This window comes from Clostridium psychrophilum, from assembly GCF_018861705.1.
In the GTDB taxonomy this organism is placed as follows: domain Bacteria; phylum Bacillota; class Clostridia; order Clostridiales; family Clostridiaceae; genus Clostridium_AD; species Clostridium_AD psychrophilum.
In genome coordinates, this window is record NZ_JAHLEC010000070.1 from 1 (window position 1) to 16502 (window position 16502).

Genomic DNA, 16502 nt, shown 5'->3' on the forward strand with positions numbered 1-16502 from the left:
AGTGATGACTACATCACCAAAGTGATGACTACATCACCAAAGTGATGACTACATCACCAAAGTGATGACTACATCACCAAAGTGATGACTACATCACCAAAGTGATGACTAAGGGGTGGAAAAATGTATAAATTTAGTACTATTGAGGAAGCTTTAAAGGATATTAAAAATGGTAAAATGGTTGTTGTGGTAGATGATGAAGACAGAGAAAACGAAGGGGATATAATAATAGCTGCGGAAAAAGTTAGTCAAGAAAATATAAACTTTATGGCAAAATATGCTCGTGGACTTATATGCATGCCTATTGTTAAAGAAAGATTAGAGCAACTATATATAAATCCAATGCTTGTAAACAATACTGATGTACATGGAACTGCGTTTAGTGTTTCTATAGATGATGCAGCTGCAACTACTGGAATATCTGCTGCTGAGAGAGCAACTACTATATTAAAGGTTTTGGATTCGGAAGCGACCGCAAAAGATTTTAATAGACCTGGTCATGTATTTCCTCTAGCAGCTAGGGATGGTGGAGTACTAAAAAGGGGAGGTCATACAGAAGCAGCAGTTGATTTAGCAAGAATGGCCGGATTATATCCTGCAGGTGTAATTTGTGAAATTATGAATGAAGATGGGTCAATGGCTAGGGTTCCACAGCTTATAGAATATGTAAAAAAACACGATTTAAAAATGATTACTATAGTAGACTTAATTACTTACAGAAGGAAAACTGAATGTCTTGTTGAAATGGTAACTCAGGCTAAAATGCCAACTAGATATGGAGAATTTACTATTTATGGATTTGTAAACAAGATAAATGGAGAACATCATGTAGCATTAGTTAAAGGGGATGTAAGAAAAAATGAATCTGTTCTTGTAAGGGTACATTCAGAATGTCTTACAGGAGATGCATTAGGATCTATGAGATGTGATTGTGGAGAGCAATATGATGCAGCTATGAAAGCTATATCAAAGGAAGATAGTGGAATTATGCTTTATATGAGGCAAGAAGGAAGAGGCATAGGATTAATAAATAAACTAAAAGCATATGAACTTCAAGATAAAGGAATGGATACAGTAGAAGCAAATTTAGCGTTAGGATTTCCTGCAGATATGAGAGATTATGGTATAGGAGCTCAGATATTGGAGATGTTAGGTGCTAAAAAGATAAGATTAATGACTAATAACCCTAAAAAGATAACAGGTATATCTGGGTATGGTATTGAAATAGTTGAAAGAGTACCGATAGTAATGAATCATAATGAAAAAGATGAGTTTTATTTGAGGACTAAAAAAGAAAAAATGGGTCATTTATATTAAATAAAGTTGTGTAAGCTTAAAGAAATAATATATCAGTATATATTGCGTAATGTGACTTAAATAAGAATTAAAATAGACTAAATTAATAGGAGGATTTGACATGAAAATATATGAGGGAAAATTAATAGCAGAAGGTTTAAAATTTGGAATTGTAGTAGCAAGATTTAATGAGTTCATAGGTGGAAAATTATTATCAGGAGCATTAGATGGTTTAAAACGACATGGTGTTGAAGATGAAAATGTTGAAATCGCATGGGTACCTGGTGCATTTGAGATACCATTAGTTGCAAAAAAAATGGCTAAGTCTGGTAAGTATGATGGTGTGATATGTTTAGGTGCAGTTATAAGAGGTGCTACATCCCATTATGAGTATGTATCTGGTGAGGTTACTAAAGGAATTGCATCGGTATCACTTGAGACAGGAGTTCCAATTATTTTTGGGGTTCTTACTACTGAAAATATAGAGCAAGCTATAGAGAGAGCAGGGACAAAATCAGGTAATAAAGGGTATGATGCTGCAGTAACTGCAATAGAAATGGCGAATTTATTAAAAGAAATTTAGAATAAAATTTCGATAGTTTCTTTATTCTTTTATAAATCACTTGACGATTACATGATTACTATTTAGTTGAAAGTTAAGTAATTATTAAGGTATTAAATAGAGGAGCATAACAATTATTAATTGTTATGCTCCCCTAATTTTTCTGGATTATATTATTTGATTTGACATACTTTATTCCGCCCAGAATGTTTAGCAGAGTACAATGCAGTGTCTGCTGAGTTTACAAGAGTATCCAAATCTATTACATTATCAGGATAGGTAGCAGCACCTATGGAAATAGTAATATTAATTTTAATTTCATCCTGTATAATAAATTCATTGGTTTCTACCGCTGATCTTAAGCGCTCTGCAACTTCGATAGCCTGCTGAGAGGGACAATCCGGTAAAATAACCGAAAATTCTTCCCCGCCAATTCTAGATACAATATCAAAACTTCTACTAGATTTTGTTAAGACAACACCCAATTGTTGCAATATAGAATCGCCGGCTAGATGACCATACGTGTCATTTACTTTTTTAAAAAAATCTATATCAATAATAAGAATAGACAAATGTTCATCCTTATTTTTAACGTTTATTAAAGATGCATTTAGATATTTATCGAATTGCCTAACGTTATTTAAACCAGTAAGAAAATCTATAGTTGACTCATGTTCTAATCTGTTGAGCAATTTGATTGAAGTATTCATGTAGTTTGCAATATAGTATGCTAGAAATCCGATAATTAAGGACGTTATCCAAAAATAAATAAGGGTATTCCTAAGTACTATTAAATCTTTAATAATTAAAACAAATGTACTAGTAATAATTAAAGAGCTTATTAAGTTCATGTAGGTCCATTTTTTAAATTGATTCAAATTTAATTTTGAGAAGAGAGCACAAATAATAGCAACAATAAACATGTTAGTAGAGGCTATTATAGCAGGGGTACTAACACCAAAGTAAATCATTCTAAATATTGCAATTGTTGAGCCGGCAATTATCGAGGCAAATCCACCACCATAAAGAGCTGCGAGCATTATTGGAATATGGCGAAAATCCATAATAACTTTAGGGGTAATGTGGATAGTAAATAACATTAATATAATACCTAAGATTCCCTGAGTTAATCCATATAAAAACTTATATCTGTATGATGTAGATAAGGCTAAAAAATTTTTTCTAAACATCTGACTAATTATAAAAATAAAGGAGATTAGTATTGTACTGTTAATAAATAAGTCTCGTGACACATTATAACCCCTCTCAAAATAAAATATGCTATTATAAATATAATAAAAAACTACTACATAATAATATTATATAGTAGTTTTATAGTTATATAAAGTAAAATTATTAGAAAATAAAGGGTAAATACTATATATGAATATGTTCTGGAAGTAGTCTATAAACCACATCTTTTCTTTCTACCATTATATTGATTTTTTCTTTTATTGAAGCATCATCTAGAATATTTAGTAAGAGCTCTTTAGTAGGATTTACGGCTACTGGGTGACGAATCAGTTTTAACATAGTAAAATCACCTGAAGTATCTCCATAAGCATAACTTTTATTTAAATTAATATTATATTTATCTACAAAATACTCTATAGCAGATTTTTTGCTAACACTATCCCACATAGGAACAATAGCACCAGTATAAATATTATGTTCATCTAAAGTATATTTTGTTCCTACGTAGTCATCAAAGCCGTATTTTATAGACATTTCGCGAACAAGTTCAATAGGACTACCTGATATAGTAATAATTATGTGACCTTGACTTTTATGCCACTTAATTCTATCACGTGTGTAGGTATAAACTCTATCGCCCTTTTGCCTAATAATTTGTTTGGCGATGAATTCGATTTGAGATCTATGAAGTCCAATTATAGCTTTTGTATATATATCAGCCATTTTGAGCAAGTAATTATCATAATTGCCAATTCGTTTATCCCATTTAACATAATAAGGTTTTACTTCTTTGTACCATTTATCGTTTTCTATAATCTCGCTTTTAATCAATTTTTTAAATACTTCTGTCATTAAACTTTCTCTGTATAGAGTACCGTCAATATCAAAAAAAGCAGCTATTCTTTTTTCCAAAATGTCCACCTCCAATTTTAGTGTAATTAAGTTTGTTATTTTTTAATTTATTTTAATAACACAATATTGTTATTTGGGAAATATTGTTCTTCTTTCAGTAATTATGAAATCTAAAGGTATATCGAATTTATCGGTGGGAACTTTATCGATTATTTGGTAATCATATGCTATGCCTATAGTGAGGGTGCTTTTTAATATTTTTAGTAAGAATCTATCATAATAACCAGCGCCAAGTCCTATTCTATTACAATCATTATCAAATACCACGCCAGGAACTATGATTAAATCTATATCCTCTATATTAACTTTATCGAGTAAATTATGATTTGGTTCCATAACACCAAAAGTAGATTTAATAAGGTCACTAGTAAGATTATTTATTTTGTAAGGTATTATTTGCTTTGTAGGCTTTATACAGTAGGGGGCAATCACTGTTTTACCATGAGCTAAACACCATTTAGCGAGAGGATATGTATCCACTTCTTTATTAAAACTTATATATAACATGATATTTTTGCAATTTATAAATTTTGGTAGTTTCATAATGGTATCTATAATTTGAGTACTACTATTATTTGCGTCTAGTAGTTTCATATTTTTTCTTTGACACAGCATATTTTTTCTCAAAGTATCTTTTATACTAATTTCCATAATTGCCTCCTATGATTTATCACAGAATATAGGAAATTATTCCATGAAAGTACTGAAATACTGTAAATTTTATGTTAGTATAACATATGTTATTCATATATGCAATTTGTGAAAAAACATAAAAAATGCGTATTATTTAAACATATATAAATAATAATTATAAAACAATAGCAGCATAATATAATATATGTTATGCTGCTATTATTTTTCTCGTTCATAAAATCATTAATTTAGTTATAATCTCATATGTGGTTTTTTAGGCATGTTTATTTGAAATATATATATGTTATAATATATTTTAAGGTAAGTTAAAGGCGGTGGAGTTACATAAAAAGATTAAATAAAACAGCGTATGTACTTTTGATATTGACTATTTCAACAGTTTTAATATCTTGCACAAGCAATGTTAAACCTGTTGAAAAAGAGACATACTTAATGGGAACAGTTATTCAATTTAAGGTCTATGGTAAAAATGCTGAAAAAGCAACAAATGAGGCCATAAAAAAAGTAAGCAATATAGAAAAAAAGATGTCTGTTAATATTAAAACATCTGAAATTAGCAAATTAAATGCAAAGGCTGGAATTTCGGGAGAGAAACTTAGCGCAGATACATATTCGGTAATAGAAAATTCGGTTAAATATAGTAAATTAACTGATGGTGTTCTTGATACAACAATTGAACCAATTGTATCATTGTGGGGTATAGGAACTAAAAAAGAGAGAGTTCCATCAAAAAAAGAAATTGACGAAAGACTAAAATTTGTTAATTATAAAGATATTATTTTAGATAAAGAAAATTCTATTGTAAAGTTAAGAAGAAAAAATCAAGCTATAGATTTGGGTGCTATAGCAAAGGGTTATACTGCCGATGAGGTAAAAAAAGTTTTATTAAACAATAAGATTAGTAGTGCAATTATAAATTTAGGTGGTAATGTTTATACCATAGGAAACAAGCCCAATGGAACTAGTTGGAGTGTAGGTATACAAAATCCATTAAGTACACGAGGAGAATACTTAGGAACGATTAGTGTTACTGATAAATCTATAGTTACATCTGGAAATTATGAAAGATTTTTTATTAAGGATGGAATAAGATATCATCACATATTTGATCCCAAAACTGGATATCCTGCAAACAAAGGGATTATAAGTGCAACTATACTATCAGATAAGTCAATTGATGGAGATGCACTTTCTACAAGTACATACATTATGGGATTAGATAAGGGTATTAAATTAATAGAGTCTATGAAGGGTGTAGAGGCTATTTTTGTAACAAATGATAAGAAGGTATATGTTACACCAGGGCTAAAAAACAGTTTCAAATTGACAAACAAGGAGTTCACTTATGACAAAAACTAAAAGAATGGTTTTACTTAGTATGTTAGTTGCGATAGCATTAGTAATATATTTAATTGAGGCTCAGATACCAGTATTATTTCCAGGGATTAAGTTAGGACTTGCTAATTCTATATCTCTATTAGCTTTAATATTACTTGGTTGGAGAGAAGCATTCGCAATCATGATTTTAAGAACCTTATTAGGTTCTATTTTTGGAGGAAGTATGTCAGCTTTTATGTTTAGTATTGCAGGTGGGGTTCTAAGTAATATAGTAATGGCATTACTTTACAAGTATTTTAAAAATTCTTTAAGTATTCCTGCAATTAGTATTTGTGGGTCAATTTTTCATAATGTAGGTCAGCTACTGGTTGCTGCATTCATTATTAATGATCTAAGGATATATGTATATTTACCAGTATTACTAATTGCAGCAATTGTTACGGGGTATTTTATTGGAATTTTAGTAGGTGTTTTAAAGAGTAGGTTAGAAAAAATTCTAATGCATTTATAAATCATATAAAAAAAATAATTGTACAACGTGTTTTATAAGAAAATTATAAACTAAAAAGTTAATAACAAAAAAGATACTAAGATTTTAAAATCTTAGTATCTTTTTATTAATATTTCTTTAAGAGTGTAGTTAAGTAAAAAATATTACTTATAAATTATATTACAAATAGAACAACATAGTATATAAACATAATAGAAAGTCCTAATGGAACTCCTAATTTAATCCATTCACTACTTTTAATTTTTAATTTACCAGCAGAAATAATATTAGGAATATTGCCTGGAATCATCATTCCTCCACTAACAAGTAATCCAATTAATACAGCTTCAACTTGTACTTGTGACATTTTAGCACTTATTTCAGCAGCTGCGAGTGTTGCATTATCTAATACTGCTGAGGACATATTAACCCAATATAAATAGTGATAATCAAGTGTTATTATATAAGTATCAATTATTGGTCTAAATCCTTCTCCAAGTAACTCTAATGCAATAATGAATAGAAAGATTTTAACTGCTCTTATAAGAATTAATTTATTTGTTTCATCTTCAACTTCTTCATCGTCATTCTTTATTTTAGTTTTGTCTAGAGAGGCATATAATGCTCCAATAATACCAAGTATTAATATACCGGGTATAATATAAATTCCAATCCGTTCAAAAAGATCCCAAAAACCTAAACTAAGTTTAGCAACTACGATTGTGGATAATGGCTCACCTATTGGCGTTAATATTGAACCGAGTCCAATTGAAAAACATGAGACTATATTAATATTTATTTTATTTTTTCTGCTAACTGGAAGTATACTAACTATTTCTACTAATAGAAGGGCAGCTATAATTGCTGTTATGATACTTGATAAAAGCCCTATAATTACTACTAATAAAAACACAAAGATCCTTAATGGAATACGGTTTAAAATATGTTCTAATCCTTTCTTTATGGGGGTATTCAATGCTTTGAACAAAAATCCACCTATTAGTACAGCAAAGGCTATAAAATACATAAATTTATTTTGAGCAATTCTTAATAAAAATGTTTTGTTTAATACACCTGAGGTAATAGATGCTGACAATCCAATAATAAATAGGAAAAGTTCAAGATTTGTTTCTACTTTTTTCAATATTAATGGTAATATAAAGGTTATTATTAATAGAAAAATTAATATATAAAGCATTATTATCACGTCCTCTTTGTTATAAGTATGTTTAATTAAGTTAAATTAATTGTTTTTCTGATCCCTAAGTATATTTTGTAATGAAGGGAGTAACTTGTACATTTTCTATTTTAATATACCTCCTCATAGATATATAAGGCGAATAACAATAGTTATCTACCTTACAATAATTGACAGCGTGATGCCTGATGAATTTAGTTTTAAGCTTAATATTGAAAATATGTATAAATTTCTTTATATAGTTGAATATAAGATATATTTATAGTATCAATATTACACCTTTTTGTATATAAAAGAATAGGTTTATAGAAAAATGATTCAAGAGAAATTATAATGATTTTAAAAATTATATTGATTTAATATTTCTATATTAATATAATACAATAAATACATTATATTAATATGGTATAATTAACATGCAGAATATAAACTATATTTACAAGAAAATACAATTTAAAAGGTAAGGTGAATATGGAGAAAAACAATTTAAATAAATTGGAAATAAAAACTGTTAATTTAGATATTAATGAAGATATTATAAGTAGTTTAGAAACAGAGATATATAAAAGAAGCAAATTTGAGTATAATTCAAATGTTGTTATTATCCCAAACTATTTTTATAGATTTATTGGTATAAAAACTAATGAGAAAGATTACTATGAAAAATTATATAGAATAGACAAAGAATTAAACAAAATAGGAGTTAGCTATAAAAGGTTTAGTAAGGGATTAGATAAAAATATTATCATAAGCCTTCAAAATGTGTTAAATGATATTTGGAAAAAAGTATTTAAATATGACGTTTTAGATGTTTCCTTAATTATAAATTTAATAAGCGATAAAGGACTTTTCCCAAAATTATCTAACAAGGTTCTGCTAGAGCAGATTAAAAATAATTTAAAAGGATTAATAGAATATTATATTAAAAGTAATGAAACAATTGATAATAACAATATTAAACTTATTATTAATTATATAATTCATTGGATAAATATTTATTCTAAAGAATTATTCGAACATTTTGATTATATTAAAGTTAATCCTAAAATACTTTTTTATGGTGAGATTACAAAAGCAGAAGTTTTTTATTTAATATTATTATCAACACTAGGTTGTGATATTTTATATTTTAATCCCAAAGATGCAGGTTGTTTTCATGAAATTGATAAAAATAATGCTTTTTCTAAGGAAATTGTTTATAATTATAACAATGAAATTAAACCCTTTCCTACTAATATGGAAGAGAGAATTAAGACTACTGCATATAATGCTAAGCAGGAGCTTAACAAGACATTGTTTACAGATGATTCAGGGTTTTACAGACCTTGGCAATTTGCAGATTATAATGTTGAGGCTGTAACACTTAATACAACATATGAAGAAATATATATATGGATAAAGCAAAAAGCATATCTAAGGGAAGGTTTTAACGTTAAAGGTTCAACTGTAGTTTTGCCTAACATGTTTTCTAAAATTTGTGGTACACATGAGGATATAAATTTTTACTTCAAGGAAATTAATCAGGTAGTAACTCAAAAGTTCACAAAATTTTATAAGGAACTACCGATTATGAATGCTGTTCATCTAGAATACGGGAAATTTGACCAGATATATCCAAGTAATGATTTTGAACAATTTAATGAGGAGAAAATGATTAAATCATCTTGGTGGAAATATAAAGAACTTCGATCTGGACTTCAGAAAACTATGGCAGAAAAAATTAAAGACTTATGCCTTAATCCTGTAATAATAAATGTTGAACATGAAGAACTAAGGGATTTACAAGTTGATATATTTTCGGTATTAATAAATCTAGATACAACAATGCTTGAATTACTTCAATCATTTGATTTTCCAGAAGAAGTTCCTAAGATTGTAGTTTATAATAATGAAGATAATGGAAACTTATCTTTTGAAGATTGTATAATGCTTACCTTTATGAATTCTATGGGCATAGATATAATTATCTACAACCCTTCAGGATATAATGATATAGAAAATTTTATATATCCAGAACGATATGATACTCATAGATTAGAAGATGTCAGTTTTAAATTGCAATTTAAAAAGTATACTGGTAGGAAAAAAGGATTTTTCGGAAATTTATTTGCAGAGTGATATATAAATTACATTTTTACTTTTAGTTACAAGATTATGATGAAAAATATAAAATAGTTAAGAGGAGTGAAAAGCATGGAAAATAATAACCAAATATTAAAAATCGCGGATGAGAATATTGAAAATAAAAACATAGAACAAAAGGCATTAACTATAAATGAGCAACTTAAAGCTTCACCACAAGTAGTTCAAATTGCATCAAACATAAACATAAAGGATGCGAATGCCGTATTAGAATTTGGAAATGAACCAGCGGCACAAATATCTAAGTTTGCTGATCAGATACTAAATTCTATTAAGACAAGTAGCATTGAAAACTCTGGTGTTATGATTAAGGAACTTACAGTTATAATGAAAAAGTTTGATAAGCAAGATTTTGAAGATGAAAAAACTGGTTTTCTTGCAAAATTGTTTAGTAAGCCAAGCAAAGCAATTGATAAGATGCTTGGAAAATATAAAACAATTGGTGGAGAAATTGATAGAATATATACTCAACTCAGTGGCTATAAAGCGGAAATAAATAAATCTAACTTACTACTTGAAAATCTATATAATCAAAATTTTGAGTATTATGGAGAATTAGAAAAGTACATTGTTGCTGGAAATATGGTTGCCGAGAAATATGAAACTCAGGATATTCCTAAACTTGAGGCACTCGCTGCAAATGGTGAACAAATAAATATTATAAACTATGATAATGCTAAAGGAACTGTTGAGATGTTAAAACAAAGAATTTATGATTTGGAAATGGCTAAGATGGTATCACTACAAACTGCTCCTCAAATTAAGATGATTCAAAGGGGAAATTATAAGTTGATATCTAAGGTGCATTCTGCGTTTATAATAACTATACCAGTATTTAAAAATGGAATAATTCAAGCTATTGCATTAAAAAAGCAAAAGTTAGTAGCGGATTCATTAGCAGAACTTGATAGAACTACAAATGAATTATTGATGAAGAATGCTGAAAACATAAGAAGTCAAAGTGTAGATATAGCAAAACTTGCTGGTGGAACAAGCGTAAAAATTGAAACTCTTGAGAAGACTTGGAATACTATTATGCAAGGCATAGAAGAAACAAAGAATATTGAAGATGAGAATAAAAGATTAAGAGAAGCTGGAACAATTAAGTTACATGAGATGACAGAAAAACTAAAACAAAAATCAATAAAATGATAATTTTATAAAATATAACAAACTATAATAAACAAAACGAGAGATTTAAAGGTGATTATATGGATATGTTTGAATTACAAGCACAAAAGAATTTATTGAAAGATGCGCCACTTGCTGAAAGATTAAAACCAAGGAGTTTAGAAGAATATGTTGGTCAAGAGCATATTTTGGGAAAAGGAAAACTTTTATGGAGAGCTATAAAAGCTGACAAGATAACTTCTTTAATACTTTATGGTCCACCAGGCACAGGTAAAACAAGTCTAGCTAAAGTTATTGCAAATTCTACAAAATCTAATTTTGTTAGGCTTAATGCAGTAACAGATGGTCTTAAGGAATTACGAGAAGTTGTAGCAAAAGCAAAGAATGATTTAGGTATGTACAACACTAAAACAATCTTATTTATAGATGAAATCCATAGATTTAACAAAGCTCAACAGGATGCATTATTGCCTTTTGTTGAGAAAGGAATATTGATTTTAATTGGAGCGACAACAGAAAATCCATATTATGAAATTAATAATGCACTAATATCTAGGTCTATGTTATTTAAATTGGAACCATTAAAGGAAGAGCATATTGAAATGATTTTAAAAAGGGCAGTTGCTGACAAAGATGCCGGTTTTGGCAATACTAGTATTTGCATGAAAAAAGAGGCTATAAGCTATATTGCAAATATGGCAAATGGAGATGCAAGACGTGCACTTAATGCTTTGGAGTTATCTGTACTTACTACGGATAGAGATGAGCATGGTATTATAAATGTAACACTTGAAGTTGCTGAGGAATGTTTGCAAAAAAAACATATACAGTATGATAAGAATAGGGATGAACATTATGATGTAATTTCTGCTTTTATTAAAAGCATGAGAGGTTCTGATCCTGATGCTACAGTGCATTATCTTGCTAGAATGATATATGCGGGGGAGGATCCTAAATTTATTGCAAGGAGGATTGTTATAGCTGCATCTGAAGATGTGGGGAATGCAGATCCTATTGCTATGATAGTTGCAAACAATGCAGCACAGGCGGTTCAATTTGTGGGGATGCCAGAAGGAAGAATTATATTATCACAAGCTGCAATTTATGTAGCATCAGCACCTAAAAGTAATTCTTCTTATGTTGCGATTAATACAGCACTAAAAGATATAGGAGAGAAAAAAATAGGGAGTGTGCCAATATATTTAAAAGATCAAAATTATAGTGGGGAAAAGAAGCTTGGGTCTGGGGCAGAATACCTGTATCCACATTCATATGAAGGTAACTATGTAAAACAGCAATATTTGCCTGATGCGTTATTTGGTACTAGCTATTATAATGCATCTGAAAATGGATATGAGAAAAAGATTAAAGCGCGACTTATTAAATTAAAAGATAGTGAAAAGTAACTCATCTATTTGTTGGTTTAGAAAGTTTTTTAAAATAAGGTAGGTAATATAATTTTCTTATATTATCTACTTTATTTTTATTAGTACATATTCTCAATAACAACGAAACTCAATATCTTAATATAAGATTGATAATAGAACGTAAAAAAAGTAGGAGATTGCTCCTACTTTGTAGGAAATTGCTCCTACTTTTTAGATACAAATATCTTTTTTATAATATTTAAAATATCTACTATATAAACTAAATATCTTTTAAAAGAATCTGTTGACTCAAGTGCACTGCCAGTTATCTTAACTACTACCTCACTGACATCTTTTACATTGTCAGTTATATCAAAACAATTTTTGAATGTTTTTGGTAAAACATCCAATATTTCATCAATATTTTCTTCATTTTTTTTAATAATTAAATTCACACTTGAAATGGTTTTGATAAGTTTGAGCAATGCAATTATAAGTATAATCAAAATTGCCAAACCGAGAAAAATTAGTAAACCTTGTCCTAATTTAAATATATCAATATACATTAATAGCACCACTATTCTTTATATTATTTGGTTATCCTTTATTCTTTTTTTAACTAATTTTTATTTATCAACGTCTTGAGAGGTTGTATCCTCATCAGTTATAATATCATTTGTTTCAGAAATTTCTGTTGTAGGTTTCTTCTCATTTAAGTATTCAGAGATTTTTACTTTGGCATCTGATACACTATTTTTAGCAGTATTGACTTTGTGGCCAATGGTTTGCTTAAGGTCAGTAGTTTTTACTTTAATATTGTTTGTAAGATCTTTTGATGAACTAGCAATATCTTTCCTAATTTCCTTACCTGCTTTAGGTGAAAATAGTAGACCTCCGAGTAGACCGCCAAGACTTCCAGCTGCAGTACCGAAAATTACTTTTTTCACAGTTTTAATTTTTGACTTTCTTTGTATTTCTTTTTTGCGTTTTTTGAACCAACTTGAAAATATCATAATTTTTCCTCCTTTAAAGTTAAAAACCTTATGTACATTATAAACAATATGGAGGTTTTTGTCAACACATAAAGAAACATGTAAATAAAATAACAATATATGTAAACCATTTTAAAAAGAGTATTTTAACTTAAAATCCTTTTTATAGTACAATAAAGTTAAACAATATTTACACATACGCTTTTCTTTTTATTAAAATTTTTATTAATATTAATGCAATAAATCCACCAATAAGTGCGGTAATAAGTTGAGGTATACCCATAGCAAAAATTAATTTGTTAACTATTTTTGAAGGTATATCTAAATTAAACAAGGGAATAAGTTTTGATGCGGAAGTTGATAAAAATATGTATTTAATTAAAGCACCAATTATAATACCTAATTGTTTTCCGTATTTACCGTGCTTTTTTATAATTATAAAAGAAAGAACAAATAGTAAGTTACCGATAATTATAAAAGGGATAAAAGGTCCTAAAACACTAGCAAGTTGGCCAGTAAGAAAGGCAAGTAGTGGTGTTAAACAACCTACCAATATTCCATAAGTGCCTCCACAAATTACAGCAGTAAGAATAAGTATTGCATTAACAGCGGGGCCAACAAATATTTGGCTTACCTCAGGCGCAACTTTTCCTATCATCTGAAAAACTATAGCAAGTGCGAGAAAAAGGCCTGCTTTTACTAAGTCATTTATATTTATATTTTTCACAATATTTACTCCTTTACCTATTATTTCATATTATAATAATACCTTATTAACACAGAAACTTCAATATAAAAATAATACAATCTTATTAACAATAATTTTATTATCAATTTTACATAACAGAGATAATTTAATGAATTTTTAAATATATGTTAATGTAACAATTGTTACTGACTTCGACTTCGTGTTAAAGTACAATGAAGTTAGTTCATCACATGGTTAAATTATTTATGGTGATGTTAAATAATAAATTTTTAATATTGGAAGATAATTATATAAGGTAATTATTTATCTAGAAAAATAACAGGGGGAATATAAAATGAGTATGTTTTGTTATCAATGTCAAGAAGCTTCAAAGGGTACAGGATGCACGTTACGTGGAGTATGTGGTAAAACAGATGATGTAGCTAATATGCAGGATTTATTAATCTATGTTTTGAAAGGTATATCAATTTATAGTACAAGAGCTAGGCGTTTTAAGGTAGAAAACGAGGAAATAAATAGATTCGTAGTTAATGGATTATTTATGACAATAACTAATTCAAATTTTAATAAATCTAGATTTGTAGAAACAATAGTTAAGGGATTAGAATTACGTGATGACATTAAAAATGAATTGTTAAATGCTGGCGGAGTTATAGATGATAAAATACATGAATGTGCTACATGGACAGGTACTATAGAGGAATTTGAAAGTAAATCTAAAGAAGTAGGAGTTCTTAAAACAGAAAATGAGGATATAAGATCTCTTAGAGAACTAGTTACTTATGGTATTAAAGGAATGGCAGCATATGCTGACCATGCGTTTAATTTAGGATACGTTAATCATGACCTTTACGCATTTATGCAAAAGGGGCTTGCGAGCATCACTGATGATAGTTTAACTGTTGATCAATTAGTCGCATTAGTACTTGAGTGTGGTAAATATGGAGTAGATGCTATGGCACTACTTGATAAAGCAAATACAACTACTTATGGTAATCCTGAAATAACAAAGGTAAATATAGGTACTCGAAATAATCCAGGAATACTAATTAGTGGACATGATTTAAAGGATATGGAAGAATTATTAAAACAAACGGCGGGCACAGGAGTAGATGTATACACACATAGTGAGATGTTACCTGCAAACTATTATCCAGCATTTAAAAAATATGATCATCTAGTAGGTAATTATGGGAATGCATGGTGGAAGCAAAATTCAGAGTTTGAAAGCTTTAACGGACCAATACTCATGACAACTAACTGTATTACTCCTCCAAGAGATGCTTATAAAGACAGAGTTTATACAACAGGGGCAGCTGGATTTACCGGACTTAAGCATATTGAAAATAAATTAGATGGATCTGCAAAAGATTTTTCAGATATTATAGAGCATGCAAAAAAATGTAGTGCACCAACTGAAATTGAAAGAGGTGAAATAGTTGGAGGATTTGCACATAATCAAGTAATTGCACTTGCAGACAAAGTTGTGGAAGCTGTTAAAATAGGAGCAATTAAAAGATTTTTTGTAATGGCAGGTTGTGATGGTAGAATGAAAGGTCGCGAATATTATACTGACTTTGCGAAACAATTACCAACAAATACAGTTATTTTAACTGCAGGTTGTGCAAAATACAGATACAATAAATTAAAACTAGGAGATATTGGTGGCATTCCTAGAGTTTTAGATGCGGGACAATGTAATGATTCATATTCACTAGTTGTTATTGCGATGAAGTTACAAGAGGTGTTTGGATTATCTGATATTAATGAATTACCAATAACATACAATATTGCATGGTATGAACAGAAGGCTGTAATAGTATTATTAGCATTACTTCATCTAGGAGTTAAGGATATTCACTTAGGACCAACATTGCCAGCATTTTTATCTCCAAATGTCGTTAATGTGTTAGTAAAGAATTTTGGAATAGCAGGAATAGGAAGCGTGGAAGACGATATTAAAAAATTTATGTCTTAAAACTCAAATAAATGGACTGATCATTATAGAAATAATTTCTATAATGGTCAGTCTAATCTTTTATAAAAGTATTTCGAAAACTATTTTATGTTGAGGCTATATTAACAAACATATCCTTCATAAATTCAGCGGTTGCATTGCTAAATATACAGCAAAATTTTACATACTCGGTTATGGATAAACCAAGTAAATCAGCTTTATCTTTTATTACTGACTTCTCGAGTTCACTAACTCTTATCTGAAGTACCTCTTTTTTTATGGATTTCATTAAATCACCCCTGTAATTATAGATTTTACTATCTTAGTAAGTATATTATATATGTAAATAAATGTAATTACAATATTATTAAATATTATTTTTATATTGATTTGTATAAAATATATAAATGAAAATATTTGAATTTTTAAATTAGTATTATATGAAAATGTGTCAACTGAATTTGAAAATGTCCCAAAAAGTTTTAATTATTAGCACCAGCAATAGCTGGTGCTTTATTACGTTTTTAACCTATTTTGGGGTATAGCAAACACATCTTAAA

General features: G+C 28.8%; 16 protein-coding genes. 8 read left to right on the forward strand and 8 right to left on the reverse strand.

The window, feature by feature from the left end:
• Positions 1-123 precede the first annotated feature (123 nt).
• Entirely contained in the window at positions 124-1317 is a 1194-nt protein-coding gene (locus tag KPL38_RS13220; RefSeq protein WP_216289613.1) for a bifunctional 3,4-dihydroxy-2-butanone-4-phosphate synthase/GTP cyclohydrolase II, read from the forward strand.
• Positions 1318-1417: 100 nt separating this feature from the next.
• Positions 1418-1879: a 6,7-dimethyl-8-ribityllumazine synthase gene (ribH, locus tag KPL38_RS13225; protein WP_216289615.1), complete on the forward strand. Its 462-nt coding sequence runs from the start codon at positions 1418-1420 to the stop codon at positions 1877-1879.
• Positions 1880-2031: 152 nt separating this feature from the next.
• Here ribH and KPL38_RS13230 read toward each other — a convergent pair whose 3' ends face one another.
• From KPL38_RS13230 to KPL38_RS13240, 3 genes are all read right to left on the reverse strand, one after another.
• Complete coding sequence (locus KPL38_RS13230) at positions 2032-3111, reverse strand: GGDEF domain-containing protein (protein ID WP_216289616.1); 1080 nt, start codon at positions 3109-3111, stop codon at positions 2032-2034.
• A gap of 124 nt (positions 3112-3235) precedes the next feature.
• A complete protein-coding gene (locus tag KPL38_RS13235; RefSeq protein ID WP_216289617.1) occupies positions 3236-3964 on the reverse strand; it encodes an HAD-IB family hydrolase in 729 nt (242 codons plus the stop codon).
• A 69-nt stretch (positions 3965-4033) separates the two neighbouring features.
• Entirely contained in the window at positions 4034-4615 is a 582-nt protein-coding gene (locus KPL38_RS13240; RefSeq protein ID WP_216289618.1) for a 5-formyltetrahydrofolate cyclo-ligase, read from the reverse strand.
• A gap of 360 nt (positions 4616-4975) precedes the next feature.
• On the opposite strand from KPL38_RS13240, the gene KPL38_RS13245 reads away from it, so the two are divergent.
• The gene (locus tag KPL38_RS13245; RefSeq protein WP_246577963.1) at positions 4976-5977 is read left to right on the forward strand and encodes an FAD:protein FMN transferase; all 1002 of its coding nucleotides are present in this window, start codon (positions 4976-4978) and stop codon (positions 5975-5977) included.
• On the forward strand, positions 5964-6467 hold the full coding sequence (locus KPL38_RS13250) for a Gx transporter family protein (RefSeq protein ID WP_216289619.1): 504 nt from the start codon (positions 5964-5966) through the stop codon (positions 6465-6467). The genes KPL38_RS13245 and KPL38_RS13250 overlap by 14 nt, the downstream gene beginning before the upstream one ends.
• Before the next feature lie 154 nt (positions 6468-6621).
• Here KPL38_RS13250 and KPL38_RS13255 read toward each other — a convergent pair whose 3' ends face one another.
• Positions 6622-7644: a DUF1646 family protein gene (locus KPL38_RS13255; protein WP_216289620.1), complete on the reverse strand. Its 1023-nt coding sequence runs from the start codon at positions 7642-7644 to the stop codon at positions 6622-6624.
• 471 nt (positions 7645-8115) lie between these two features.
• Between KPL38_RS13255 and KPL38_RS13260 the strand changes: the two genes are divergently transcribed.
• The 3 genes from KPL38_RS13260 to KPL38_RS13270 all read left to right on the forward strand — a co-directional run bounded on the left by KPL38_RS13260 (position 8116) and on the right by KPL38_RS13270 (position 12323).
• Positions 8116-9762, forward strand: a complete 1647-nt coding sequence (locus KPL38_RS13260) for a YceG family protein (RefSeq protein ID WP_216289621.1) — start codon at positions 8116-8118, stop codon at positions 9760-9762.
• A gap of 75 nt (positions 9763-9837) precedes the next feature.
• Positions 9838-10938 carry a toxic anion resistance protein gene (locus tag KPL38_RS13265; RefSeq protein ID WP_216289622.1) on the forward strand — a complete coding sequence of 367 codons (1101 nt, stop codon included), beginning with the start codon at positions 9838-9840 and terminating at the stop codon, positions 10936-10938.
• Positions 10939-10997: 59 nt separating this feature from the next.
• A complete protein-coding gene (locus KPL38_RS13270; protein ID WP_216289623.1) occupies positions 10998-12323 on the forward strand; it encodes a replication-associated recombination protein A in 1326 nt (441 codons plus the stop codon).
• 185 nt (positions 12324-12508) lie between these two features.
• Here KPL38_RS13270 and KPL38_RS13275 read toward each other — a convergent pair whose 3' ends face one another.
• The 3 genes from KPL38_RS13275 to KPL38_RS13285 all read right to left on the reverse strand — a co-directional run bounded on the left by KPL38_RS13275 (position 12509) and on the right by KPL38_RS13285 (position 14003).
• Positions 12509-12850: a hypothetical protein gene (locus tag KPL38_RS13275; protein WP_216289631.1), complete on the reverse strand. Its 342-nt coding sequence runs from the start codon at positions 12848-12850 to the stop codon at positions 12509-12511.
• A 60-nt stretch (positions 12851-12910) separates the two neighbouring features.
• Positions 12911-13297, reverse strand: coding sequence for a YtxH domain-containing protein (locus KPL38_RS13280; protein WP_216289632.1), 387 nt, complete (start codon positions 13295-13297; stop codon positions 12911-12913).
• Between the two features lie 169 nt (positions 13298-13466).
• Positions 13467-14003, reverse strand: coding sequence for an ECF transporter S component (locus KPL38_RS13285; RefSeq protein WP_312884218.1), 537 nt, complete (start codon positions 14001-14003; stop codon positions 13467-13469).
• A gap of 316 nt (positions 14004-14319) precedes the next feature.
• Here KPL38_RS13285 and hcp point away from each other — a divergent pair, with 316 nt between their 5' ends.
• Complete coding sequence (gene hcp / locus KPL38_RS13290; protein WP_216289633.1) at positions 14320-15963, forward strand: hydroxylamine reductase; 1644 nt, start codon at positions 14320-14322, stop codon at positions 15961-15963.
• 85 nt (positions 15964-16048) lie between these two features.
• Here the strand turns inward: hcp and KPL38_RS13295 are convergent, their stop codons facing one another.
• Positions 16049-16231 (reverse strand): plasmid mobilization protein, encoded by a 183-nt coding sequence (locus KPL38_RS13295; RefSeq protein ID WP_216289634.1) that lies wholly within the window; start codon positions 16229-16231, stop codon positions 16049-16051.
• Between the last annotated feature and the right edge of the window lie 271 nt (positions 16232-16502).